General features: G+C 69.0%; 20 protein-coding genes and 3 pseudogenes. 12 read left to right on the forward strand and 11 right to left on the reverse strand.

The window, feature by feature from the left end; all coding sequences use genetic code 11:
- Positions 1–91 precede the first annotated feature (91 nt).
- From moaB to ACFPN1_RS07860, 6 genes are all read left to right on the forward strand, one after another.
- Positions 92–610, forward strand: coding sequence for a molybdenum cofactor biosynthesis protein B (gene moaB, locus ACFPN1_RS07835; RefSeq protein ID WP_386754296.1), 519 nt, complete (start codon positions 92–94; stop codon positions 608–610).
- Positions 611–622: 12 nt separating this feature from the next.
- Positions 623–973, forward strand: a complete 351-nt coding sequence (locus tag ACFPN1_RS07840; RefSeq protein ID WP_386754835.1) for a helix-turn-helix domain-containing protein — start codon at positions 623–625, stop codon at positions 971–973.
- Positions 973–1,740: a polyphosphate kinase 2 gene (gene ppk2 / locus ACFPN1_RS07845; protein ID WP_386754298.1), complete on the forward strand. Its 768-nt coding sequence runs from the start codon at positions 973–975 to the stop codon at positions 1,738–1,740. The genes ACFPN1_RS07840 and ppk2 overlap by 1 nt, the downstream gene beginning before the upstream one ends.
- Positions 1,741–1,967: 227 nt before the next feature.
- Complete coding sequence (locus tag ACFPN1_RS07850) at positions 1,968–2,711, forward strand: endonuclease/exonuclease/phosphatase family protein (RefSeq protein ID WP_386754299.1); 744 nt, start codon at positions 1,968–1,970, stop codon at positions 2,709–2,711.
- Positions 2,708–3,934: a cardiolipin synthase ClsB gene (clsB, locus tag ACFPN1_RS07855; protein WP_386754300.1), complete on the forward strand. Its 1,227-nt coding sequence runs from the start codon at positions 2,708–2,710 to the stop codon at positions 3,932–3,934. Before ACFPN1_RS07850 ends, clsB begins: the two co-directional genes overlap by 4 nt.
- The gene (locus tag ACFPN1_RS07860) at positions 3,931–4,884 is read left to right on the forward strand and encodes a lysylphosphatidylglycerol synthase transmembrane domain-containing protein (RefSeq protein WP_386754301.1); all 954 of its coding nucleotides are present in this window, start codon (positions 3,931–3,933) and stop codon (positions 4,882–4,884) included. Before clsB ends, ACFPN1_RS07860 begins: the two co-directional genes overlap by 4 nt.
- Here the strand turns inward: ACFPN1_RS07860 and ACFPN1_RS07865 are convergent.
- Genes ACFPN1_RS07865 through ACFPN1_RS07880 form a run of 4 tightly spaced genes read right to left on the reverse strand, consistent with a single transcriptional unit; the run spans position 4,881 to position 7,458 of the window.
- The gene (locus ACFPN1_RS07865; RefSeq protein ID WP_386754303.1) at positions 4,881–5,267 is read right to left on the reverse strand and encodes a DUF488 domain-containing protein; all 387 of its coding nucleotides are present in this window, start codon (positions 5,265–5,267) and stop codon (positions 4,881–4,883) included. The two genes, ACFPN1_RS07860 and ACFPN1_RS07865, sit on opposite strands and share 4 nt — an antisense overlap.
- Before the next feature lie 10 nt (positions 5,268–5,277).
- Positions 5,278–5,547, reverse strand: coding sequence for an acylphosphatase (locus ACFPN1_RS07870; protein ID WP_386754304.1), 270 nt, complete (start codon positions 5,545–5,547; stop codon positions 5,278–5,280).
- A 24-nt stretch (positions 5,548–5,571) separates the two neighbouring features.
- The gene (locus tag ACFPN1_RS07875; protein ID WP_386754305.1) at positions 5,572–6,186 is read right to left on the reverse strand and encodes a TlpA family protein disulfide reductase; all 615 of its coding nucleotides are present in this window, start codon (positions 6,184–6,186) and stop codon (positions 5,572–5,574) included.
- A gap of 3 nt (positions 6,187–6,189) precedes the next feature.
- Positions 6,190–7,458, reverse strand: a complete 1,269-nt coding sequence (locus ACFPN1_RS07880) for a YihY family inner membrane protein (RefSeq protein WP_386754837.1) — start codon at positions 7,456–7,458, stop codon at positions 6,190–6,192.
- Between the two features lie 99 nt (positions 7,459–7,557).
- Here ACFPN1_RS07880 and wrbA point away from each other — a divergent pair, with 99 nt between their 5' ends.
- The 3 genes from wrbA to ACFPN1_RS07895 all read left to right on the forward strand — a co-directional run bounded on the left by wrbA (position 7,558) and on the right by ACFPN1_RS07895 (position 9,205).
- Positions 7,558–8,148: an NAD(P)H:quinone oxidoreductase gene (gene wrbA / locus ACFPN1_RS07885; RefSeq protein ID WP_386754307.1), complete on the forward strand. Its 591-nt coding sequence runs from the start codon at positions 7,558–7,560 to the stop codon at positions 8,146–8,148.
- A complete protein-coding gene (locus ACFPN1_RS07890; protein ID WP_386754308.1) occupies positions 8,145–8,495 on the forward strand; it encodes a DUF2069 domain-containing protein in 351 nt (116 codons plus the stop codon). The genes wrbA and ACFPN1_RS07890 overlap by 4 nt, the downstream gene beginning before the upstream one ends.
- Positions 8,496–8,719: 224 nt before the next feature.
- Complete coding sequence (locus tag ACFPN1_RS07895; protein ID WP_386754309.1) at positions 8,720–9,205, forward strand: asparaginase domain-containing protein; 486 nt, start codon at positions 8,720–8,722, stop codon at positions 9,203–9,205.
- 243 nt (positions 9,206–9,448) lie between these two features.
- Here ACFPN1_RS07895 and ACFPN1_RS16275 read toward each other — a convergent pair whose 3' ends face one another.
- The 6 genes and pseudogenes from ACFPN1_RS16275 to ACFPN1_RS07925 form a co-directional block, all read right to left on the reverse strand.
- Entirely contained in the window at positions 9,449–10,036 is a 588-nt protein-coding gene (locus ACFPN1_RS16275) for a proprotein convertase P-domain-containing protein (RefSeq protein ID WP_417498523.1), read from the reverse strand.
- Positions 10,037–10,132: 96 nt separating this feature from the next.
- Positions 10,133–11,731: pseudogene (locus ACFPN1_RS07905) on the reverse strand (S8 family serine peptidase); the annotation flags it as partial.
- A 341-nt stretch (positions 11,732–12,072) separates the two neighbouring features.
- Complete coding sequence (locus ACFPN1_RS07910; RefSeq protein WP_386754839.1) at positions 12,073–13,029, reverse strand: pre-peptidase C-terminal domain-containing protein; 957 nt, start codon at positions 13,027–13,029, stop codon at positions 12,073–12,075.
- Positions 13,015–14,277, reverse strand: a pseudogene (locus tag ACFPN1_RS07915) (M12 family metallo-peptidase); the annotation flags it as partial. The gene ACFPN1_RS07910 and the pseudogene ACFPN1_RS07915, both read right to left, overlap by 15 nt.
- 321 nt (positions 14,278–14,598) lie before the next feature.
- The gene (locus tag ACFPN1_RS07920) at positions 14,599–14,988 is read right to left on the reverse strand and encodes a proprotein convertase P-domain-containing protein (protein ID WP_386754840.1); all 390 of its coding nucleotides are present in this window, start codon (positions 14,986–14,988) and stop codon (positions 14,599–14,601) included.
- Positions 14,968–16,692: pseudogene (locus tag ACFPN1_RS07925) on the reverse strand (S8 family peptidase); the annotation flags it as partial. The gene ACFPN1_RS07920 and the pseudogene ACFPN1_RS07925, both read right to left, overlap by 21 nt.
- 929 nt (positions 16,693–17,621) lie before the next feature.
- Between ACFPN1_RS07925 and ACFPN1_RS07930 the strand changes: the two are divergent.
- Positions 17,622–20,492, forward strand: coding sequence for a winged helix-turn-helix domain-containing protein (locus tag ACFPN1_RS07930; protein ID WP_386754310.1), 2,871 nt, complete (start codon positions 17,622–17,624; stop codon positions 20,490–20,492).
- Positions 20,493–20,735: 243 nt separating this feature from the next.
- On the opposite strand, the gene sufT is transcribed toward ACFPN1_RS07930, so the two are convergent.
- On the reverse strand, positions 20,736–21,293 hold the full coding sequence (gene sufT, locus ACFPN1_RS07935; RefSeq protein WP_386754312.1) for a putative Fe-S cluster assembly protein SufT: 558 nt from the start codon (positions 21,291–21,293) through the stop codon (positions 20,736–20,738).
- A gap of 260 nt (positions 21,294–21,553) precedes the next feature.
- On the opposite strand from sufT, the gene ACFPN1_RS07940 reads away from it, so the two are divergent.
- Positions 21,554–21,922: a hypothetical protein gene (locus ACFPN1_RS07940; protein ID WP_386754313.1), complete on the forward strand. Its 369-nt coding sequence runs from the start codon at positions 21,554–21,556 to the stop codon at positions 21,920–21,922.
- A 208-nt stretch (positions 21,923–22,130) separates the two neighbouring features.
- Complete coding sequence (locus ACFPN1_RS07945; RefSeq protein WP_386754314.1) at positions 22,131–22,637, forward strand: hypothetical protein; 507 nt, start codon at positions 22,131–22,133, stop codon at positions 22,635–22,637.
- The last annotated feature ends 62 nt before the right edge of the window (positions 22,638–22,699 follow it).

Here is a 22,699-nt window from a genome sequence, read left to right on the forward strand (position 1 = left end):
AGCGCTGAGCGCCCTATCTCCTGGCGCGCTGCGGCGCGTCCGGATGCGGCAGCCAGGTGTTATCGCGGCGCGCCCGCCCTACACTCCGCCCATGACCGCAGAACGCGACTTCATTCCGCTCCGGCTGTGCGTGCTCACCGTGTCCGATACGCGCACGCTGGCCGAAGACACCTCCGGCGATTACCTCGCCGCCGCGCTGGCCGACGCCGGCCACGCCCTCGCCGACCGCGCCCTGCTCCGCGACGACCGTTACCAGTTGCGCGCCAAGGTGTCGCAGTGGATCGCCGACGAGAGGATCGACGGCATCCTCGTCACCGGCGGCACCGGCTTCACCGGCCGCGATTCCACCCCCGAGGCGCTGCTGCCGCTGCTGGACAAGGAGATGCCCGGCTTCGGCGAACTGTTCCGCGCGCTGAGCTTCGAGGAGATCGGCACCAGCACGCTGCAATCGCGCGCGTTTGCGGGACTCGCCAACGGCACCTTCCTGTTCGCGCTGCCGGGTTCGACCTCGGCCTGCCGCACGGCGTGGGAAAAGATCATCCGCGCCCAGCTCGATGCCCGCACGCGCCCGTGCAATCTCGCCACCTTGCGTCCGCGCCTGAAGGAGTAGGGAGTGATCGACATGCCCCTGGCCACCACGTTGCGCCTGCTCGCCAAAGCGCGCGGCCTGAGCGCCGCCGACATCGCCACCGCCATTCCGCGCGCGGGCGCGGCCACCGTCAGCGCCTGGCTGCAGGGTGAAAAGCTGCCGGGCCAGGAACAACTCGTCGCGCTGGCGCGCACCTTCGGCGTGCCCGCCGGTGCATTGCTGTCCGAGCTGGCGAGCACGCTCGACCCCGCGCGCACCCGCGGCGAACACGAACTGCTCGCGGCCTACCGCGGCCTCAACACGAAACAGCAGGGTGCGCTGCTCGAAGTCGCGCGCAGCATGCATCCCGCGCCAGCGAAGGCCGCCACGCGCAGGAAGAAGTGATGGCCAAGCTCCGGCGCAAGGACTACGAGCGGCAACTGGAGCCGCTGCAGCACGAACTCGTCGCCATGGCCCGCTGGCTGCAGGCGACCGGCAAGCGCATCGTGGTGCTGTTCGAAGGGCGCGACACCGCCGGCAAGGGCGGTGTGATCAACGCCATCGCCGACCACATGAATCCACGCCAGTGCCGCGTCGTCGCGTTGCCAAAGCCGACCGAACGCGAGGCGTCGCAGTGGTACTTCCAGCGCTACGTCGCGCACCTGCCCGCGGCCGGGGAGATCGTGCTGTTCGATCGCAGCTGGTACAACCGCGCGGGCGTCGAGAAGGTGATGGGGTTCGCCAGCGACGCGCAGGTGAAGGCGTTCCTGAAGCAGGCGCCGGCGTTCGAGAAGCTGCTCGTCGACGACGGCGTGCTGCTGTTCAAGTACTGGCTGTGCTGCGACCAGGAAAAGCAGGAGGAGCGCTTCGCCGAACGACTGAAGGATCCGCTCAAGCGCTGGAAGCTGTCGCCGATCGACGTCGAAGCGCGCCGGCATTACGACGACTACACCCGCGCGCGCGAGGCGATGCTCAAGGCCACGCACACCGCGCATGCGCCGTGGACGCTGGTGGATTTCAACGACCAGAAGCGCGGCCGCCTCGCCTTGATTGCAGACCTACTCGAGCGGGTGCCCGATACCAACGTGCCGCCGGCGAAGATCGCTTTCGAGCCACTGTCGGGCAAACCGAAGAAGGAGCGTTTCGGAGTGCTGAGGCCGGTGCGCGGCTGATCATCGGTCGGGCAGGAAAGGCTCGCTACGCTCGCCGCCCCGCTCTGCCATTCGGTCATCTTCTCCCCGCGAGCGGGGAGAAGATGACAGCAGGCGAGATCACTCGAAGATCCCTCTCCCCGCTTGCGTGGAGAAGAAGACCGAAAAAGCGGCTCACTCACACATCCCCGCGCCGCCACCGGGCAACATTCACCTGCCCATTCCCCCGCCCTTGCACAATCCGCCCCATGCCCGCGTTCAACGTCCTGACCCTGAACGCCCACATGGGCTTCAACCTGCTCAACCGCCGCTTCGTGTTGCCCGAGTTGCGCGAGGCGATCCGTTCGGTGTCGGCCGACGTGGTCTTCCTGCAGGAAGTGCTGGGCGAGCACGCGCATTACGCCCGAAAGCACCTCAACTGGCCGGAAGGGCCGCAGTACGAATTCCTCGCCGACACGCTGTGGCCACAGTTCGCCTACGGACGCAATGCGGTGTATCCGCATGGGCACCACGGCAATGCGCTGCTGTCGAAGTTCCCGATCGTGCGCCACGACAACCGCGACATCTCCATCCACGGCAGCGAGGAACGCGGTCTGCTGCATTGCGTGCTCGACGTGCCCGGCGCGGCGGAGGAGGTGCACACGATCTGCGTGCACCTGGGCCTGCTCGAGTCGCACCGGCAACAGCAGCTGTCGCTGCTGTGCGAGATCATCGAACGGGAAGTGCCCGCGCACGCGCCGCTCGTCGTCGCCGGCGACTTCAACGACTGGCGCCGCAAAGGCCACGCCCTGCTGGCGCGTTGCGGCCTGCAGGAAGTGTTCGAGCAGCACCGCGGCGCCGTGGCCCGGACCTTCCCGGCGCGCTGGCCGCTGCTGCCGGTGGATCGCATCTACGTGCGTGGCGTGCGCGGCGTCGAGCCGCGCGTGCTGGCCGCGCGCCCGTGGTCGCACCTGTCCGACCACGCGCCGCTGCTGGCGAGGATCGAGTGGTGAGAGGCACCGGCCGCCGCGAGTTTCCCTGGCGCCGCGGCAACCGCGTGCAGCTGCTGGAGAACGGCGAGGGCTTCTTCGCGCGCGCCTTCGCCGCGATCGACGCCGCGCAACGCGAAATCCTGCTCGAGACCTTCATCCTTTTCGAGGACAAGGTCGGGCTGGAACTGCAACGCCACCTCGTCGACGCCGCGCACCGCGGCGTGCGCGTGGAGCTCACCGTGGACGGCTTCGGCTCGCCGCGTTTCTCGCCGGAATTCCTCGTCGCCTTCGCCGATGCGGGCGTGAAGCTGCGGGTGTTCGATCCGCATCCGAGCTGGCTCGGCATGCGCCTGCACCTGTTCCGGCGCATGCACCGCAAGCTGCTGGTGGCCGATGCGCGCATCGCGCTGGTCGGCGGCATCAACTTCTCCGCCGATCATCTGCTCGACTTCGGACCGGAGGCGAAGCAGGACTATGCAGTCGAACTCGAAGGCCCGGTCGTCGCCGACATCCACGGATTCCTGCGTCAGGCGCTGGCGGCGGACGGCACGGGCGATGGCTGGCGTCCGGCCGCGGATGCCAGCGCGGAAGCTGAAACGGGAACGGCCGATGTCATGTTCGTGCCGCGCGACAACCGTCACCGCCGCGACAGCATCGAGCGCGAATACCGGCGCGCGTTCCGCGCCGCGCGCAACGAGATCCTGCTCGCCAACGCGTATTTCTTCCCCGGCTGGGGATTCCTGCGCGATCTGCGCGAAGCCGCGCGACGCGGCGTGAAGGTGTCGCTGATCTTCCAGGGCGAGCCGGACATGCAGGTCGCGCTCGCCGCGGCGCGCTCGCTGTACCGGCATCTGCTCGATGCCGGCGTGTGCATCCACGAGTACTGCCAGCGCCCCTTCCACGGCAAGGTCGCGCTGGTGGACGACGACTGGGCGACGGTGGGTTCGAGCAACCTGGATCCGCTGAGCCTGTCGTTGAACCTCGAAGCGAATGTCTTCATCCGCGATCCGGCCTTCTCGGCCGAGCTGCGTCGCCGGCTGGACACGCTGCTGCAGGAGCATTGCCAGGCCGTGGACGAGACCACGGTGCCGCGCGGGCACTTCTGGCACGCGCTGACGCGGCCGGTGCTGTTCCATGTCCTGCGCCGCTTTCCCGCGTGGGCGGGCTGGCTGCCGGCGCACACGCCGAAGGTCGCGCTGGCGAAGCCGCCCGAAGCCGCCGCGCCCCAGGACGCGCCGCCGTGAAGCCACGCCATCCGCTGCTGCGGCGCCTGTGGCGCATCGCCTGGTGGCTGTCCCCGCTGGCGATCCTGGTGCTGCTGGCGCGCGCGGCGCGCGCGATCGACTGGACGCACGTGCTCGGCGCCATGGCCGGTTACGACGCCACGCATCTCGCAATCGCCGCCCTGCTGACGGTGGCCAGTTACCTGGTCTATGGCGCCTACGACGTCGCCGCGCGGCGCTACGCGCACCACGCGTTGTCGACACGACGGGTGATGCTGATCGCGGGTATCGCCTATGCGTTCGGCCTCAACATCGGCGCGCTGATCGGCGGCACCGGCTCGCGCCTGCGCCTGTACTCGCATGCCGGCCTGGGCGTGGCCACGATCGTGCGCATCGTCGCCTTCAGTGCCAGCGCGAACTGGCTCGGCTACGTGCTGCTGGCCGGCGCGCTGTTCGCGAGCGGAAGCACGGTGTTGCCGCCGCGCTTCGCGTCCGCCGCGCAGGCGCTGCCGTGGCTCGGCGTGGCGATGCTGGTCGCCTCGGCGCTGTACCTGCTGGCCTGCCGGCGGTTGCACGGCCGCACGTTCCACTGGCGCCACCATCACTTCCGCCTGCCGTCGTTGCCGCAGGCGCTGGGGCAATACGTGCTGTCGATGGTGAACTGGTCGCTGATGGCGGCCATCGTCTGGGTGCTGCTGCCGGCGTCAGCCGACTACCCGACCGTGCTGGGCACGCTGCTGTTCTCCGCGATCGCCGCGGCGATGGTCCACGTGCCCGGTGGCGTCGGCGTGCTCGAAGCCGTGTTCGTCGCCGCGTTCGCGCACCGCATGCCGGTGGCGGCGATCCTCGCGGCACTGCTGGTGTATCGCGCGATCTATTACCTGGTGCCGCTGCTTGCGGCGGTGGCCGCCTACGCGCTGCTGGAGGCGCGCGGACGCGTGCCCGCCGCCGCGACGACTACGCCCGACTAGGCGAACGTCGCGCCCTGCGCTGCCAGCAATTCGCGCAGGATCGAACGGTGGCACCGCGATTCGTCCTCGCAGTAGCAACCTACGGAGAAGTTGCTGTGCTGCGACAGCGCCGCCAGCAGCGCGATGGCATGCGCGTGCTCCGGCGCCGCCATCTCCGCGCGGTACTTGCGCGTGAAGGCCTGCCACTGCGCCGGCGTTTCCGCCGTCAGGCCCAGCTTCATCGTTTCCAGGCTGGGCGCCAGGTTCGGGAACCACACGTCGTACCAGTCGTCCGACGCGAACTTCGTCTTGGGCACGCCGCGCGGCGGACGCCGCACCGTGCCGATGCGCAAGCCTTCGTTGCGGGCGCGCGGTGTTCCGAGGCGGACGATGCGTACGGCCACGGCGGCTTCCTCAGCGGATCTCGAAGCCGTCGAGGCCCGGATCCTCGTCTGCCTCGATGCGTTCGAGTTCGTCCACGCGCGCCTGCGGCGGCCCGTAGTGCAGCCATTGCGCCAGTGTCTCGACGGCGTCGTCCTCGCCGCTCGCCAGCACTTCGACGCGACCGTCGGCGAGGTTGCGGGCAAAGCCGCGCAACTGCAGTCCGACCGCACGGTCGCGCGTGCTCGCGCGGAACCACACGCCCTGCACCTTGCCGCCCACGAGGAACCGCACCGTTTTCATCGTCGCCTCCCGGCCCCGCCGGGCCTATCCGGCGCCCGGCTTCGGGCCGCCTGCGGCCGCGATGGCGCCCTCGATCTCCGCCGCCGTGATCGGCCCCATGAACTTCTTCGCCACCCGCCCATCGGGCGCGATCAGGTACGTCGTCGGCAGTCCCCGTGGCGAGGCGAAGGACTTGGGCGGATCGAACATGTCCACGATCGCGATCGGGTAGGACACGGGATGCTGGTCGAGGAAGGCCCGGATGTCGCGCGGCTCGGAATCATCGTACGCCAGGCCGATCACCTCGATGTGCCCGCGCATCGCGTCGAGCGCGGACAGTTCCGGCATCTCCTTGACGCAAGGCTTGCACCAGGTCGCCCAGAAATTCACCACCACCCACTTGCCGCGATGCGCCGCCAGGTCGTACTGCGCGCCGTCGAGGGTGGCCAGTTGCAGCGTGGGGAATTCGGCATCGGCCGCCTCGCCGGCGGCGGTCGCGGGCGCTGATGGCGCGGATGCGCTTTCCTGCGCGGCCGGCGCCGGCGGCGCGGGCTCCTGCGAGGATTCCTGCGCGCCTTCGCGCGCGGGCGCCTGCGGGCCGGGCTTGCACGCCGCCAGCAGCAATGCCGCCGTCAACAGTACGGGCAGGGACAAACGCATCGCTCAATCCTCGTGGTCGGCATGAATGGTGGATACGCGCCGCTTGAGCAGGTCGCGCAGCGGCATGCGCAGTTCGTCGATCGCCGCCACCGCCGCATGGCCGAGCGAATCGTCGCGGCACGGCAGGTGCGCTTCGGCGATCGGGATGCGCAGCTGGCAGGCTTCGTACAGTTCGGCCATGGCGAGTTCGTCGAGGTCGCGCGCTAGCAGCCATTCGCCGTCCTCGGCGCGGCGCACGACGTTGATCTCGCACAGCTGCGCGACCATCTGCTGGATCAGCGTGTCCGTCAGCATCGGCTCCAGGCGCTGGATCTCGTCGCTGTGCAAACCGCGGCCGCGCTTGCGTGCTTCGTTGAAGCGCGCGAGCAGGCGGATCAGGCCGTAGATCTCGTAACCCACCGGCAGCCGCATCGCGGCGGGCTGGTAGCGGAACGCGGAGATCGACGAGGCCAGCGACGCGCCCAGCAGCACCGACACCCAGCTCAGGTAGATCCACAGCAGCAGGATCGGCGCGGCGGCGAGCGCGCCGTAGATCTTCGAATACGAACCGAAGCTGCCCAGGTAGATGCCCAGGCCCCACTTCACCGTCTCGAACGCGATGGTCGCCAGCAGCGCACCGGCGATGGCGTGGCGCCACTGCACCGTGCGGTGCGGCACCACCTTGTAGATGGCCGAGATCGCGAACAGTTCGATCGCCATCGGCGCGATGCGCAACAGGAATGCCTGCAGCATGCTGCCGGCCTGCGTCTGGAACACCGACATGGCGAAGATGCGCGCCGAGAGCGCCAGGCTGCCCGCCGCCATCAGCGCGCCGAGCGTGAACACCGTCCAATAGACCAGGAAGCGGCCCACCTTCGGCCGCGGCGCCTTGACGCGCCAGATGCGGTTGAAGGCGCTCTCGATGCCGTTGAGCGTGATCAGCAGCGACGCGATCAGCGCGATCACGCCGGTCGCGGTCAACTCGCCCGCCTTCTCCGAGAATCCCTTCAGGTAGCCCTCGACCGACTTGGCCGCCGAGGGCACGAAGTTGGCGAAGATGTAGTCGCTGAGCTGGTCGCTCCACACGCTGAAGACGGGGAACGCCGACAGCACGCCGAACACCACCATCGACAGCGGCACCAGCGCGAACACGGTCGTGTACGACAGCGCACCGGCCGCCTGGAACAGGCGGTCGTCGAGGAAGCGCCGGGCGAGGAAACGGAAGAACGCCTTGATCCGCGCGCGATCGCGCATGCGGTCCGTCCAGCGGTTGAGGGAATCGAGGGGTTCCATCGGCGGCAGGGTAACCGATGCCATGGCGAGGCCGCATGAGCCTGCGATGCGCCTGCGCGAATCGCGTACCCTTTGCGCAGTTCCGACACGGACAACGCGATGCCCGAGATCCTGGTCCTCTACTACAGCCGCGGCGGTTCGGTCGCGCGGCTCGCGCGGCTGGTCGCGCGCGGCATCGAGGAGGTGGAAGGCATGCGCGCGCGCCTGCGCTCGGTGCCGCCCGTCGCCGCAATCACCCAGCAGGCTGCGCCGCCGGTACCCGATGAAGGCGCGCCGTACGTGGACCGGCAGGACCTCGTCGACTGCATCGGCCTGGCGATCGGCAGCCCCACGCGCTTCGGCAACATGGCCGCGCCGATGAAGCACTTCATCGACGGCCTCGGCAGCGAATGGGCCAGCGGCACGCTGGTCGGCAAGGCGGCGGCGGTGTTTACCTCGACTTCGACCATGCATGGCGGCAACGAGGCGACGCTGCTGTCGATGCAGATCCCGCTGCTGCACCACGGCTGCGTGCTGGTCGGCATTCCCTACACCGAGCCCGCGCTCAACACCACGCGCAGCGGCGGCACGCCCTACGGCGCCAGCCACGTCGCCGGCCTGCAGGACGATCCGCAACCCAGCGAGGAAGAGGCCCTGCTCGCGCGCGCACTCGGCCGTCGTCTCGCCACCATCGCGAGGAAACTGGCATGAGCGTCTTCTCCGGTCGTCTGTCGCGCCGCGTGCTGATCAGCGCGCTGATCGTGCTTACCGGCGTCTACCTGCTGTGGTTCGGCGCCCTGCCCTCGCCGTGGGCCGCGCTGCTGGTGTTCGCGCTGCCGCCGATGGTGCTGGCCATGGCGGCGCTGCGCGGTGCGCGGACGGCGGGTTTCTGGGCCGCGGTGCTGGCGCTGGGCTGGTTCAGCCACGGGATCATGGTGGCGTGGACGCGCGCGCCGGAGCGCCTGTTCGCCTGGCTCGAGATCGTGCTGGCGCTGGTGGTGATCTTCGCCGCGAGCCTTCCCGGGATCCGGGCGCGGTTTTCCAGGCGTTCCGGCTGACGCCGGACGGGACCAGACCGGCCGCATCGCGCGCAATCGGCGCGTTCGACCATTGCGAAAATTCATGAGGCGGCGTGCTCCGCCCGCAGCCGCGATGGCGCGGCCGTGTGGCAACGGGCCAGGCAGCCGCATCGGTGCCCCCGTGTGACCGGACTCTGGGGGGGCGGCCGTGGGCCGACTCGCCCTACAATGACCGCCCCGATCCTCTTCCCACGCGCACCACCATGGACCAGCTCTGCGTCGTCACCACCGGCGGCACGATCGACAAGATCTATTTCGACGACAAGTCCGACTACCAGATCGGCGAGCCGCAGATCGGCAGCATCCTGCGCGAGCTCGGCGTGGCATTCCAGTTCAACGTGATCCCGATCATCCGCAAGGACTCGCTGCACATCACCGACGAGGACCGCGAGCTGATCCGCGCCGCCATCCACGCGCAGCCGGCGAAGCACGTGCTGGTCACCCACGGCACCGACACGATGGTGGAAACCGCGAAGGTGCTGGCCTCGCTCACCGACAAGACCATCGTCCTGACCGGCGCGCTGAGCCCGGCGCGCTTCCGGGGCTCGGACGCGGAATTCAACGTCGGTTGCGCGGTCGGCGCGGTGCAGTCGCTGCCGCCGGGCGTGTACATCGCCATGAACGGCCGCGTGTGGGATCCGGCGAAGGTGCGCAAGAACGTGGCGGCCAATCGCTTCGAGGCGATCTGAGGTCGAACACGGTCGACTGAACTCCCGCGAACCCGGCTCGTCACTCCGTCGCACCCCGGCTCGTCATTCCGGCGCCGCCCGACTCGTCATCCCGGCGCAAGCCGGGATCCATTTTGTTGTTGCCTGGTTTTCAGGGCGCAAGAAGTAGCCCCGAAGTCAAACTGGATCCCGGCTTGCGACGGGATGACCAATCAAAGACCCCGGCCGAAGCCGGGGTCTTTTTTCATCGCCGGACCGGCAGCATCAGAACGTGATGCTCCAGCTGTTGATGTAACCGGTATCCAGACTGGCGTTGTCGCTGACGCGCAGCTTCCAGGTGCCGTTCAACGCTTCGCTCGACAGGTTCACGTTGTACGTCTGGTTGATGTTGTCCGCGCTGCCGCCGGAGCGGTTGTGCAGCGTGTAGACCGAGCCGTCCGGCGCGACCAGGTCCACCTTCAGGTCGCCGATGTAGGTGTGGACGATGTTCACCGCCACCGGCGTACTCGCCGGCGCGTTGCCCGAGCGCCCGGACACCGTGATCGGGCTTTCGACCGTCGCGTTGTCGTTGATCGTGTAGTCGGTGGTGTTGCTGTAGGTCTGCCCGCCGCCGGTGGTGTAGCTGCCGGTGAGGGTCACGCCCGAGTACGCGGTGTAGCCGCGCAGCATCACGTGATACGTGCCGGCCTGCGCGGTGGCGATGTTGCAGGTCTCGTTGTTGCCGTTGAGGTACGGGCGGCAGTCGTAGGTGGACGTGGTGGGGGCGCTGCCGAAGCGCACGTACAGGTCCGCATCGCCGGTGCCGCCGGCGATGGTGAACTTCAGGCCGCTCGCACCGGCGGGCACGTTCATCGTCCAGAACTGCTGGCTCCCGGACGCGCCGCTGATGCCGGAGACCGGCACGCCGTTCTGCAGCACGCTGCCGCCCGAACTCACCGCGACCGACTGCGTGCGCGTGTTGGTCGCACCGTCGTCGTCGGTGACGGTCAGCGTGACGGTGTAGGTGCCTGCGGCGGCATAGGTGTGGCTCGGATTGGTCGCCGTCGAGGTGCCGCCGTCGCCAAAGTTCCAGCTGCGCGAGACGATGCTGCCGTCGCTGTCGGTGGAGCTGTCGGTGAAGTTCGCGGTCAGGCCGCTGGTGGTGAAGCTGAAGTTCGCCGTTGGCGCGGCATTGCCGCCGCCACCGCCGGCCGCGTCGACCACCTTCTTCGCATCGAGGATGCCCGGGCCGATGGTCTGCGTCGGCGTCACCGGGAACGGGCGGAAGTTGGTCTTGATGATGTTCTCGACTTCCGCCGGCGTCTTCGGCGTCGGCGACACCGACTGCAGCAACGCGATCACGCCGGCCACGTGCGGCGTCGCCATCGAGGTGCCGCTGTAGGTCGCGTAGCTCTCCGCGCCGGGTGTGGTGGTGCCGGCATTGAGCGTGGACAGGATCGAGGAGCCGGGCGCGGCGATGTCGATCAGCGAACCGTAGTTGGAGAAGCTCGAACGCTGCCCGGTGCTGGTGACCGAGGCCACCGCGATCACGTTGTTGCAGTTGGCCGGGGTGAAGTTGACCGTGTTGGCGTTGCTGTTGCCCGCCGCGATCGCCAGCGTGGTGCCGCGGCTCACCGCGCCGTTGATCGCCGACTGCATCGTCGCGCTGCACGAGCCGCTGCCGCCGAGGCTGAGGTTGATCACTTCCGCCGGCGTGGCGTTGTTCGGAATGCCGCTGACCGTGCCACCCGACGCCCAGGTGATCGCATCGGCGATGTCGGAAATGCTGCCGCCGCACTTGCCGAGCACGCGCACCGGCTGGACCTTCGCATTGAAGGCCACGCCGGCGACGCCGACGCCGTTGTTGGTCAGGGCCGCGACGGTGCCGGCGACGTGCGTGCCGTGCCAGCTCGAATTCGCGCCGCTGATCTGACCGCATTCGCCCGCGCTGTACCAGTCGCCCTGGTCGGCCGGATTGGAATCGCGGCCGTTGCCGTCGCGCGCGGCGGTGGCGTCGCTGACGAAGTCGTAGCCCGCGATCACGTTCGCGTTGAGTTCGCTGTGGCTGGTGATGCCGGTATCGAGCACGGCGACCACCACGCCGCTGCCGGTCGCGCTGTCCCAGGCCTCGTTGGCGCGGATGCCCGCGTCGGCATCCTGGTAGCCCCACTGCTGCGGGTACTGCGGATCGTTCGGCGTGAGCACCGCCTGTAGCAGGCGGTCGACTTCGACGTATTCGACGTTGGGGTCGGCAGCGAGCTGGCGCATCAGCGCCTGGGCTTCGATGCGATCGAGCTTCCTGCCGGCGCGCACGACGTCGGCGCCCACGGCGAGCCGGCGCAGATGCCGCAGTCCCAGGCCCATGTTGCCGCCGAGGCCGCGCGCCGCGGTATCGAGCGAGCGTTGCAGTGTCGCGGCGTTCGCGCGCGGGCCGCTGCCCTCGCGATACTTCACGATGAACTGGTCGAAGCGTTCGGCGGACTGCAACCCGCTGGCGTCCACGCGGCCGGCGGCCGCGGCCGAACCGGTTGCGAGCACCAAGACGGTGGCGACAGCCAACGCATTCATGCGTACTGAGTGCTTGTTCACGATTTACCCCCGAGCTGTGAGTAGGTGGCCGCGGCGCGGCCGCACGTCCATTTGCCTACCGGACCGACGCACGCGCGCCGGCGTTCACGCCGGTGTGCTGGTGTTCGGTACGGACATCGCGACGGGCCCAATCGTCAGCGACCCGGCGACGCTAGGTCCGGCGAAGTTCGCGTCGCGTGAAATGGCCGCTTGCACGTTGGCGCGAACGCGGTGTGGCGCGGGTAAACGGTTTCCCGCCTGCTGCATCGCAGCAGCCGGTGTGCAAAAAAAGACCCCGGCCGAAGCCGGGGTCGTGGGGTCGCATCCGTTCGCGCGGCGAATCAGAAGGTGATGCTCCAGCTGTTGATGTAGCCGGTGTCCTGACCCGCGTTGTCGATCACCCGCAGCTTCCAGGTGCCGTTGAGCGCTTCGGTCGACAGGTTCTTCGTGTAGGTCTCCACGATGTTGTCGGCGCTGCCACCGGTATTGCTGCGCAGGTTGTACACGCTGCCGTCCGGCGCGATCAGGTCCAGCTTCAGATCGCCGACGTAGGTGTGCACGACATTCACCGAGATCGACGCGTTCGACGGTGCATTGCCACTGCGGCCGGACACGGTGATCGGGCTGATGATGCCGGTCGCGTTGTTGTCGGGGATGCTGTAGTCGCTGCTGTTGCTGTAGGTCTGCGTGCCGCCGCCACCGCCGGTGCTGTAGTCGCCCAGCAGGCTCACGCCCGAGAACGTCGAGTACGCCTTCACGTTGATGTAGTACGTGCCCGCCGACGGCGTGGCGAAGCTGCAGCTCTCCGCATTGCCGCTCTTGTACGGACGGCAGTCGTACACGCTGTCGGTCGGCTCGCTGCCGAACTTCACGTACATGTCGGCGTCGCCGGTGCCGCCAGACATCGTGAAGCTCAGGTTGGTCGCGCCGGCCGGCACCACCATCGTGTACTTCACGTAGCCACCGGTCGACGCGGCCAGGCCGGTCGCGGCCACGCCCTTGGTGAGCACGTTGCCGGTCGTGGTGGTGACCGTCACCGACTTCGTGATGGTGTTGGTGGCGCCGCCGTTGTCGGTGACGGTCAACGCGACGTTGTAGGTCCCGGCGCTGGCGTAGGTCTTGTTGGGATTGGTCGAGGTCGACGTCGTGCCGTCACCGAAGTCCCAGCTGCGCGAGGCGATGCTGCCGTCGCTGTCGGTCGACGTGTCGGTGAAGGTCGCGGTCAGGCCCGAGGTGCTGAAGCTGAAGTTCGCCGCCGGCGGCGTGTTCGCGCCCGGATCCGGACGGAACGCTGCCACCGTCGCCTTGGTCGTGCGCAGCACGCGGGCGTTGTCGTTCTTGTCGGCGGTGCCCATCGCCACGCCGCCGTAGGTCACGCTCGGGTTCGACCAGTAGTTGAGGCGCGTGCACGAGGGCGAGCAGTCGTAGGCCATGATCGTGCGCCACGACGTGCCGGTGCCCTTGTACTGGTAACCATGGCCGTAGGCGTAGGGCGTGTTGGTCGGATCGTTGGCGGGATCGTGGCGCGCGCCTTCGAGGTGGCCGATTTCGTGAGCGAAGCTGTAGTAGCCGGTCGCGCAATCCCAGTACACGACGGCGAATGCCGTGGCTTCGTTCGCGGGCAGGCCCGAGGCCTCGCCGCAATACGAGCTCTGGTTGAACAGCAGCACGTTGACGTCCGCCGCATCGGCATCGCGCTGCGCATGCGCGCCGTCCAGGTAGCCGTCGGTCTTGCCGACCCAGCGCGAGACATTGGTGTCCCAGTTGCTCGACTCGGTGTAACCGGTCGCCACGTGGTAGCCGGCGAGCACCATGTTGATGCCCACGTTCGAATTGGCGTAGCCGGTGTTGCTCTCCGCCACGGCGAGTTCGGCCAGGGCCTGCATGTCGCCGCCGTAGGCCGTGATCGCCTGCGGCGTGGCGTAGACCATCACGCGGATGGTGGTGTCGCCGGCGGCAGTCGCGGTCGCGCTGGTGGCGAGCATTCCCGGTCCGCCGGCCACGAGATCGCGACGCGGCGCCGACTGGCGCTGGTAGAACGACGGCGGATGATCCGGCGGCATCCGGCTTTCATCGACTTCGATCACTGCATGCGTGCCGTCCGGCAGCGGCCGGATGCGGAACAGGCGGCCATTGACCCGCACGTCGCCGGTGATGCCGTTGCCGCGGCGCACGAAGGTCGCAGAATTCAGTTCGTCGCGACCGGTTTCGCGCACCGTGTGCGGACGGGCCTTGGCTTCCTTCAGGTGGCCCGACCACACCAGGCTGCCCAGCCTGGTGACCTGGGCGCGGTCCAGCACCGCGTTGACGCGGCGGCCGCCCAGGTCGAGTTCGATTTCGCGGTTGTCCCGGCTGACGGCGCCGGCATCGGCATGCACGACGCGCATGCCGTAGGTGGCCTGGCGCGCGGACAGCGCGGTCGCTGCCTTCATCGCAGCCGCGTTGGGTGTGGCCTGGCCGGTGAACAGCGGTTTGCCGGCAATGGCGGCGCCGGACAGCGCGAGCGCGCCGGCGGCGACGAGGAACCTCATGACGTGACGTTTCATGCGCTACGACTCCATGTGCATTGATGGGTTGAGCACTGCTGGCGCGGCGGGACGCCTGGCCGGATTCGCGGTTCCGCGCGGTACCGCGTACCCGCGCCGCAAGGCCATGCGGCACGGTCCGACCCGACGGCAACCCGGCCCCGGGGTTGCCTGGTTCGTTGCTGCTTCGCTGGCGACGCGCACGACGCTGCTTTTCGCTTCGCCCGGAAACGGTAGACGCGGCGGGCGGATGGCCTCCCTACCCGCGCCCCGTACGAAAACGCCCCGGCAGGCCGGGGCGTTTTCGATTGCGTGATGTCGTTCACGCCTCCTTGCGGAGGATCAGAACGTGATGCTCCAGCTGTTGATGTAGCCGGTGTCCTGACCCGCGTTGTCGATCACCCGCAGCTTCCAGGTGCCGTTGAGCGCTTCGGTCGACAGGTTCTTCGTGTAGGTCTCCACGATGTTGTCGGCGCTGCCGCCGGTGTTGCTGCGCAGGTTGTACACGCTGCCGTCCGGCGCGATCAGGTCCAGCTTCAGATCGCCGACGTAGGTGTGCACGACATTCACCGAGATCGAGGCGTTCGACGGTGCATTGCCGCTGCGGCCGGACACGGTGATCGGGCTGCTGATGCCGGTCGCGTTGTTGTCGGGGATGCTGTAGTCGCTGCTGTTGCTGTAGGTCTGCGTGCCGCCGCCACCGCCGGTGCTGTAGTCGCCCAGCAGGCTCACGCCCGAGAACGTCGAGTACGCCTTCACGTTGATGTAGTACGTGCCCGCCGACGGCGTGGCGAAGCTGCAGCTCTCCGCGTTGCCGCTCTTGTACGGACGGCAGTCGTACACGCTGTCGGTCGGCTCGCTGCCGAACTTCACGTACATGTCGGCGTCGCCGGTGCCGCCCGACATCGTGAAGCTCAGGTTGGTCGCGCCGGCCGGCACCACCATCGTGTACTTCACGTAGCCACCGGTCGACGCGGCCAGGCCGGTCGCGGCCACGCCCTTGGTGAGGACGTTGGACGGCGGCGGCGTGGTGCCGTTGACGGCGTCGACGACGGCCTTGGCGTTGAGGATGCCCGGGCCGATCGGTTGCGACGGCGTCGACGGGAATGCGGTGACGTTGGCCTTGATCAGTGCCTCGACCTGCGCCGGCGTCTTCGGCGTGGTGGCCACGGACTGGATCAGCGCCACGACGCCGGCGACGTGCGGCGTCGCCATCGACGTGCCGTTGTACGAGGCGTAGGTTTCCGCGCCCGGCGTGGTGGCGCCGGCGTTGAGCGTGGACAGGATGTTCGAGCCCGGCGCGGCGATGTCGATGCCGGTGCCGTAGTTGGAGAAGCTCGAACGCGCGCCGGTGCTGGTGATCGAGGCGACGGCGATGACGTTGGCGCAGTTGGCCGGCGAGGCGTTCGACACGTTGGTGTTGTCGTTGCCGGCGGCAATGACCAGCGTGGTGCCGCGGCTGACCGCGCTGTTGATCGCATTCTGCGTGGTGGTGCCGCACGCGCCGGAGCCGCCGAGGCTGAGGTTGATCACTTCGGCCGGATTCGGATTGGCCGGAACGCCGGCGACGGTGCCGCCCGAGGCCCAGATCATCGCGTCGGCGATGTCGGAGTCGTAGCCGCCGCAGCGGCCGAGCACGCGCGCCGGAACGATCTTGGCGCCGTAGGCGACGCCGGCCACGCCCTTGGCGTTGTTGGTGACCGCGGCGATCGTGCCGGCGACGTGCGTGCCGTGCCAGCTCGAGTTCGACGACGGTGGCACCGGCGAGGGACCGCAGTGCGCGTTGTCGTACCAGTCGCCCGGGTCGCTCGGGTCGGCATCGCGGCCGTCGCCGTCGACCGACACGTCGGTATCGCCGATGAAGTCGTAGCCCGGCAGGATGTTGGCGTTGAGGTCGCTGTGGTTGGTGATGCCGGTATCGAGCACCGCGACGACGCTGCCGGCGCCGTTGGTGACGTCCCAGGCCTGGTTGGCCTTGATGCCGTAGGTACCCGAGTAGCCCCACTGCTGGCTGTAGCTGGTGTCGTTCGGGGTCAGGTAGGCGTGGTTGAGCTTGTCGATCTCGACGTATTCGACGTTGGGATCGGCGGCGATCTGGCGCATCAGGGCTTCGGCCTCGACGCGATCGAGCTTGCGGCCGGCCTTCACCACGTCGGCGCCGAGCGCCATGCGGCGCAGGTGGCCCAGGGCGAGCGCCTTGCCGGCGATGCCGGCCTTCGTGGCGCGTACCAGCGCGGCCTTGGCCTTGCCGGTGTCGGCGCGCTCGGCGGAGCCGTCACGGTACTTGACGATGAAGCGGTCGTAGCGGACGCCCGACTCCAGGCCGGACAGGTTGAGTCGCGGCGCGGCGAAGGCCGGAACGGCGAGCGTGGACACGGCGACTGCCGTGGCGGCAGCGAGCGCATGCAGGCGCATGCGACGGTGGGATGCGGACATCAGGTGATTCCCTCTCGGTTTGTGGATCCCAGGCCGCCACGGGCGGGATGGGCACTGATGGATCTCTGCCCGAACGGCGTTGCCCGGACAGCATTGCTCCAACGGTGTTGCTCCAAAGGTGCAATCCCGCTCCGGCGCGTCACGGGCCGGAAGCGTCCCCGCCGTCCCTGGCGAGGCCCAACCACTACTGCTGCCTTGCGTGCCGGCCACGACGGCGCTTCGTGTGTCCATCCGCAGCGATCCCCATCGCCATGGATGCCCGCGATCACCGGACCGGAACCGCTCACGGCCGCCGCGCCGGGCGCAGCGGCCGTCCCCCTGTGAAGACCCCGGCTTGCGCCGGGGTAGTTGTCTCGTCCTGAGACGCGCGTCCGTGCCGGACTTCCAGTCCTCGGTCCGCGCTGCGGACTCCTGAATCGATGCTGTTGCCGGGCGCGGAATGCGCCCGCTGGGGCGAGAGAAACCGGGCGCTGGAACCGCCCGCGGGATGTGGACCTGCCTGTACTTCCCTCGCTTCGGATGAACTCGAGCGGCTGCGCAGGCGGACGCCCGCTGCCGCATTCAATGGCCGGTGCGCCCGGGGCGCCGGAGGCCGGGGACTACCCCCGGCCCCCGGACGCAGGGTCCGGGGGCGGGGTTGCCGATCGGTGGGCCTCCGTTCGACACGCCCCGATGAAAGGGGCCGGGAGGGCGTTGAGACCTCGTATTTCGACTCAAAAAAATCTCAAATCGCCCCATTCAGCACCAATGACGCGGTTTTTTAACGAGGTCATAACGAAAAAGGCCAAAACGCGCTCCGGCATTCCGAACGGCCAACTTTTGCGAAACCGTTTTTTTGCAGTTCTTGGCCGGAAAGGTGTTGCAACGCAACAAACGAGCGCGCGCCGCAACGGTAGGATTCGGCCTCCGGCGGGCTCGAGAATCGCGTCTTGACTGATCCCACACAGCACCCCTGGCCCGCAGGAACGCGGCGCCTGCAGGTGCACGATGTCCAGGTCGACCTGCGATACCGCCGGGTGATCCGTCCCGACCAGGAGGCCGAACTGCCCCAGCGCATGTTCGACCTGCTGCTGGTCTTCCTGGCCGAACCACAGGTCCTGCACACCCGCGCCGAGCTGTTCGCGCGCGTGTGGCCGGGCGTGATCGTCGAGGACGCGAACCTGTCCCAGAGCGTGTGGATGCTGCGCAAGGCGCTGGGGGAGGCGCGCAAGCACTGGATCCGCACCGTCGCCAAGAGCGGCTACGTGTTCGAACCCCCGGGCCCGGTGGAAGCGGTGGCCGAAGGAACGACCGCCCCGCCCGCCGCACCCGCTACTAATAAGGAATCGGCACCCGCCGGCGAAGCGGCGTCCGCGCCTCCCGCTTCGACCGCCGAACGTCCGGCCGAAGCGGCTTCGGCGCCCGTTCGCCCGCGCCCCTGGCGCTGGGTGGCGGCCGCGGCGCTCGGCTTCCTGCTGCTGGGCTCGGGCGCCTGGTGGCTGCACGCCCGCAAGGCCGCGACGGCCGTCCGCACCGAAGCCCTGGCGATCGCCCTGATCGACGTGGAGGACCGGGCGGCCCCGGCCGAATCCCGCTGGCCGGTGACCCTGCTCCATGCCTGGCTGGGGTGGAAGCTCGACAGCCTCCCCGAAGTCACCCTGCTTACCGAGGCCCACCTCGCCGCGGATTCGGAAGGGCGTTCGCCGCGGATCGTGTTCCTCAGTTCCGGCGTCGATGCCACCGATCCCGGGCAGGTATTCCTGCGCGCCCGTTACGACGATGCCGGCCGCGAACAGCGCATCGAGCGCAAGGGCCCGCGCGAGCGCCTGCCCGCGATGGCCGACGAACTGTCGAAGGAACTGCTGGCGCGGCTGGTACCCGATCGCGCAAGCGAACGCTGGCCCGCGCTCGTCGTCGACACCGCGACCGCGCGGCACTATGCCGAAGGCGTGGACGCGCTGGAACGGCGCGACTGGGTGACCAGCGCGCGCATCCTGCAGGAGGTCGCCGCGCGCGCGCCGCGGTTCGGGCTGGCGCGCTTCCAGTACGGCTACGTGCTGACGCGACTGTCGCGCGCCTCGCCGGCGATCGAGGAAACCACGGCCGCGATCGAACTGCTCAAACCGGTGCCCGAGGACGTTTCCGCGGTCCTGCACGCGGAGCTGTTGTCGCGCGATCCGGAAAAGGCGGCCGAAGCGGCCCGGGCCTACGGCGCGCTAGCGGCGCGGCATCCCGAGAAGAGCGTGTACGCGCTAGACCAGGCCAACATGCTGGTCAACGCCGCGCAGCCGGAACAGGCGATTCCGCTGCTCAACCAGCCGCACTGGGCCCGCCAGTCGGTCGGCACGCAGCTGCGCCAGCGCCTGAATCTCTCGTCGGCCTATCTGTCGCTCGGCGATGCCGTGCAGGCGCGCAAGCAGGCGCTCATCGCGCAGCGCATCGCGCGCGAGGCGGGCAAGGGCTGGGAACAGGAAAACGGCGAAGCGCTGCTGCTGATCGCGCAGGCCAACAGCTATCAGTACGAAGAGAAGGCCGATCTCGCCGGCTACGAGGAAGCGGCGAGCCAGTTCGAAATCGCCGGCGACGAGATGGCCGCGCTGTACGCGCGCTTCCTGTCCGAAAGCAGCAAGCCGGAGCATCCCGACGAAGCGGACCTCGACGCGCTGCTGGTGCAGGCGCGCGAACGCGGCTACCGCCGCCTCGAAGTCGACATGCTGCGGCTCGACGCGTTCCGCCACTACAGCCTGGGCGAGCTGCCCACGTACCGCGCGCGCCTGGAGCAGGCGCTGGCCACGGCGCTCACCGCCGGCGACACCTTCGAGCAGCACGTGCTCGAGCTGTACCTGCTGAACGAAGACTTCATGCGCGGCCGGTACGAAGACGCCGAACGCCGCCTGGCCAGCCTGCGCAAGGCCGGGCTGCAGGGCGACGGCGCGATCGTGGTGGCGCAGTTCGATGCCATCCTCACCGCCAACCGCGGCGACTACGGCGGCGCCGAAGCCATCCTCGTCGCGGCCGAGGAGCGCGACCGCAAGGTCAATCCGGCCGAGCAGCAATCGACCGCGTCATCGCGCATCGCCTGCATGCGCGCCGACCTCAGCCTGGCGCGCGGCGACATGAACCGCGCACGCGCGCAATGGAAGGCGTGCGACGCCCTGCAGCAACCGTCGACGCGCCTGCAGGCGCTGATCGGCAATGCCGCCGTCGACATCCTCGCCGGCGATCGAGCGAGCGGCCTGCGGAGCCTGCACGAGGCGCAGAAGGAAGTGGAATCGCAGGAAGACGGCCCCGACCGCTGGCTCAACGAACTGTGGATCGCCGCGCAGCTGACCCGCGCCGGCGATCTGGCCACCGCCGAGCGCATGAACCAGCGCGTGCTGCCCATGGCCGTGCGGACCGGGTACGAATGGATCCGCGCGATGGCCGAAGCCGGGCTCGCCGAGAACGCGGCGATGCGCGGCGACTGGAAGAGCGCCGACCAGCACGAAAGCGTCGCGCGCAAACTGCGCGGTGCGAGCCTGTGGACGGTGCGTTACCGGCTGGATGTCGTCCGCGCGGTCGCGGCCCTGCAACGCGGCGAGGGCAAGCGCGCGCTGGACCTCATCGTCGCCGCCCATGCCGAGGCGCAGCGCCATGGCGACGTGGTGGGGCAGATGGAACTGCAGAGCCTGGTCCCCGCCGGCATCACCCTGGGCGAATGCAACGAACGCTGCCGCGCGAGCATGGTCGCGCGCACCGGCCTGCGCGGCGCGACGCTGGACTGGCTGACGGGCCCGGCCAAGGTCGACACCCAGATCCTCGCCCAAAGCGAGATCCGGTAAGGGGGCGAAGGCCCACCTCGCATCCGACGCATCCGCCCCCACCCGAGCGGCGTAGGGCGGGCCTTGGCCCGTCGTCCGGTTCGCGACAGACCACCACAACCAGTACCGGATCCACCGCGAACCTGCAGCGGTTCGCCACCCGCACAGACGAGTTTCGTGTCGCGGCAGCGCGGGTAGGCAGGAAAGTGGGCGGCAACGGCCGCGCGAAAGCTCAAGGCACACGAAGGCGGGCCAAGGCCCGCCCTACAGCATCCCGGTTTCCAGGCGCGCGACTTCCGACATCATGTTGCGGTTCCACGGTGGGTCGAACACGAGTTCGACGTCGGCTTCGGTCACCGTCGGAATCATCTCCAGCTTGTCGCGCACGTCGGCGACGAGGATGTCGCCCATGCCGCAGGCGGGCGCGGTCAACGTCATGCGGATCTCGACGAGGCGCTCGCCCGGCCGGTCCGGGTGCGGCTTGACGCTGGCTTCGTAGACGAGTCCGAGGTCGACCACGTTGATCGGGATTTCCGGATCGAAGCAGGTGCGCAACTGACGCCACACCATCTGCTCGACCGCGTCGTCGCCGGCATCGGCCGGCAGTTCGAGCGGCTCGGGCGGTTCCTTGCCGATCGCGTCGGCATCCACGCCGGCGATGCGGAACAGGTTGCCTTCGACGAACACCGTCCAGCTGCCCCCCAGCGCCTGGGTGATGTAGCCGACGCTTCCGGCCGGCAGCGTGACCTTCTCGCCCTGCGGCACGAGGACGGCGGCGCAATCGCGCTCGAATCGGACGGGTTCGCTGCTGCGGGAATACATGTTCACTAGGTCGGGGCCGTACGCGGCGCGCACAAGAGTGCGGATTTTACGGGTTGCGCCGCCGCGCTGCCGCGCAACGCGCCCGAGGGGCGTGCGACGCTTCGTTCCGCGCACGGCGAGCCGAAATGAACCGGCCAACCATCGGCCTGCGCGGCGGCGCCCGCGCACCGGCTATCCTTGCGCCCCTCATGCCCGCCTCCCCCGCATCCGCTCCCCCCTCCCCCCGATCGTCCTGGTTCGCATGGCCGCTGCGGCTGTTGATGCTGCTGGGCGCGTGCGCGGGTTTCGTCGCGATCTGGGTGGTGCTGGCCTGGTCCACCGGCAGCCAGTGCGGCTGGATGGCGCTGTTCGGCGCGCTCGACGTCGCCTGGATCCTGCGCCTGTCCGGCTGGCGCCCGGGACCGCTGCGCGCGGCGGTGGGCATCGTGGCCACCGCGGCGATCGTCGCGCTGGCGAACTGGATGATCATCGCAGTGCACATGGGCGAGGTGATGGGCTTCGATCCGATCGATTCCGCGTTGCGCCTCGGCTTCCGCCATGCCTGGCTGGTGGTCCAGCTGGCCAACGGCGGCTTCGAACTGGCGATGGCGGCCCTGGCGCTGCTGCTGGCCGCGATCGCCTCGCGCTGAGCCTGTCTCGCTGAGCCTGTCTCGCTGAGCCTGTCTCGCTGAGCCTGTCTCGCTGAGCCTGTCTCGCTGAGCCTGCCCGCGCCGACGCCCTGAATTGGCTTCCCCGAACCGGCGGGGAATTGGTGTGCCGCGCAACCGCCTGCACCGGGCAGGATGGCCGCGACAGGCTGGAAACTGCCCGTCGTGCGCATCCGCCGAGGACATCGCCATGCATGCAAGCGCTTCGTTTTCTCCCGCGGGCCTTCACCGCGTGCACGCCATCGCGTGGCCGCTGGTGCTGTGCGGAGGCCTCGCCATCGCCCTCACCGACTTCGTCTACTGCGTCCTGTACTGGTCGCCGCAGGGCGTGCCGCCGGCGCGCCTGCTGCAGGGCATCGCCGCCGGCGCGCTCGGCCGCGCGGCTTTCCACGGCGGCACGGCCACCGCGCTGCTGGGCGCGGGTTTCCAGTGGCTGATCGGCTGCGGCTTCGTGCTCGCCTACGCCCTGGTGGCGATGCATGTGCGTCTGTTGCGCGAGCACGCCGCCCGCTTCGGCATCGCCTACGGACTGCTGCTGTACCTGTTGATGAACGGCATCGTGGTGCCGTTGTCGGCGGCGCCCACACCGAAGCATCCACAGCTGGCCTGGATGCTGCTCAGCCTTCCGGCCTTCGCGGTGTTCGGCACCCTCGCCGCCGGCTTCGCCGGACAGGCCTTGCGAACCCGCCGCCGCTAGCCGCACCGCCGCCCTCCCCGCCGACATCCGTCCTTCCGCGCAGCGACGCGGCACGACGCCCG

The organism is Lysobacter yangpyeongensis, assembly GCF_042655745.1.
Lineage (GTDB): Bacteria > Pseudomonadota > Gammaproteobacteria > Xanthomonadales > Xanthomonadaceae > Agrilutibacter > Agrilutibacter yangpyeongensis.

Coding starts and splice junctions, on each gene's coding strand:
- moaB (WP_386754296.1), top strand. CDS start 92: ATGACCGCAGAACGCGACTTCATTCCGCTCCGGCTGTGCGTGCTCACC.
- ACFPN1_RS07870 (WP_386754304.1), bottom strand. CDS start 5,547: ATGAAAACGGTGCGGTTCCTCGTGGGCGGCAAGGTGCAGGGCGTGTGG.
- ACFPN1_RS07895 (WP_386754309.1), top strand. CDS start 8,720: ATGGACCAGCTCTGCGTCGTCACCACCGGCGGCACGATCGACAAGATC.
- ppk2 (WP_386754298.1), top strand. CDS start 973: ATGGCCAAGCTCCGGCGCAAGGACTACGAGCGGCAACTGGAGCCGCTG.
- ACFPN1_RS07880 (WP_386754837.1), bottom strand. CDS start 7,458: ATGGAACCCCTCGATTCCCTCAACCGCTGGACGGACCGCATGCGCGAT.
- ACFPN1_RS07940 (WP_386754313.1), top strand. CDS start 21,554: ATGCTGCTGGGCGCGTGCGCGGGTTTCGTCGCGATCTGGGTGGTGCTG.
- ACFPN1_RS07840 (WP_386754835.1), top strand. CDS start 623: ATGCCCCTGGCCACCACGTTGCGCCTGCTCGCCAAAGCGCGCGGCCTG.
- ACFPN1_RS07850 (WP_386754299.1), top strand. CDS start 1,968: ATGCCCGCGTTCAACGTCCTGACCCTGAACGCCCACATGGGCTTCAAC.
- ACFPN1_RS07875 (WP_386754305.1), bottom strand. CDS start 6,186: ATGCGTTTGTCCCTGCCCGTACTGTTGACGGCGGCATTGCTGCTGGCG.
- ACFPN1_RS07945 (WP_386754314.1), top strand. CDS start 22,131: ATGCATGCAAGCGCTTCGTTTTCTCCCGCGGGCCTTCACCGCGTGCAC.
- ACFPN1_RS16275 (WP_417498523.1), bottom strand. CDS start 10,036: ATGAACGTGCCCGCCGGTGCGAGCGGCCTGAAGTTCACCATCGCCGGC.
- sufT (WP_386754312.1), bottom strand. CDS start 21,293: ATGTATTCCCGCAGCAGCGAACCCGTCCGATTCGAGCGCGATTGCGCC.
- wrbA (WP_386754307.1), top strand. CDS start 7,558: ATGCCCGAGATCCTGGTCCTCTACTACAGCCGCGGCGGTTCGGTCGCG.
- ACFPN1_RS07890 (WP_386754308.1), top strand. CDS start 8,145: ATGAGCGTCTTCTCCGGTCGTCTGTCGCGCCGCGTGCTGATCAGCGCG.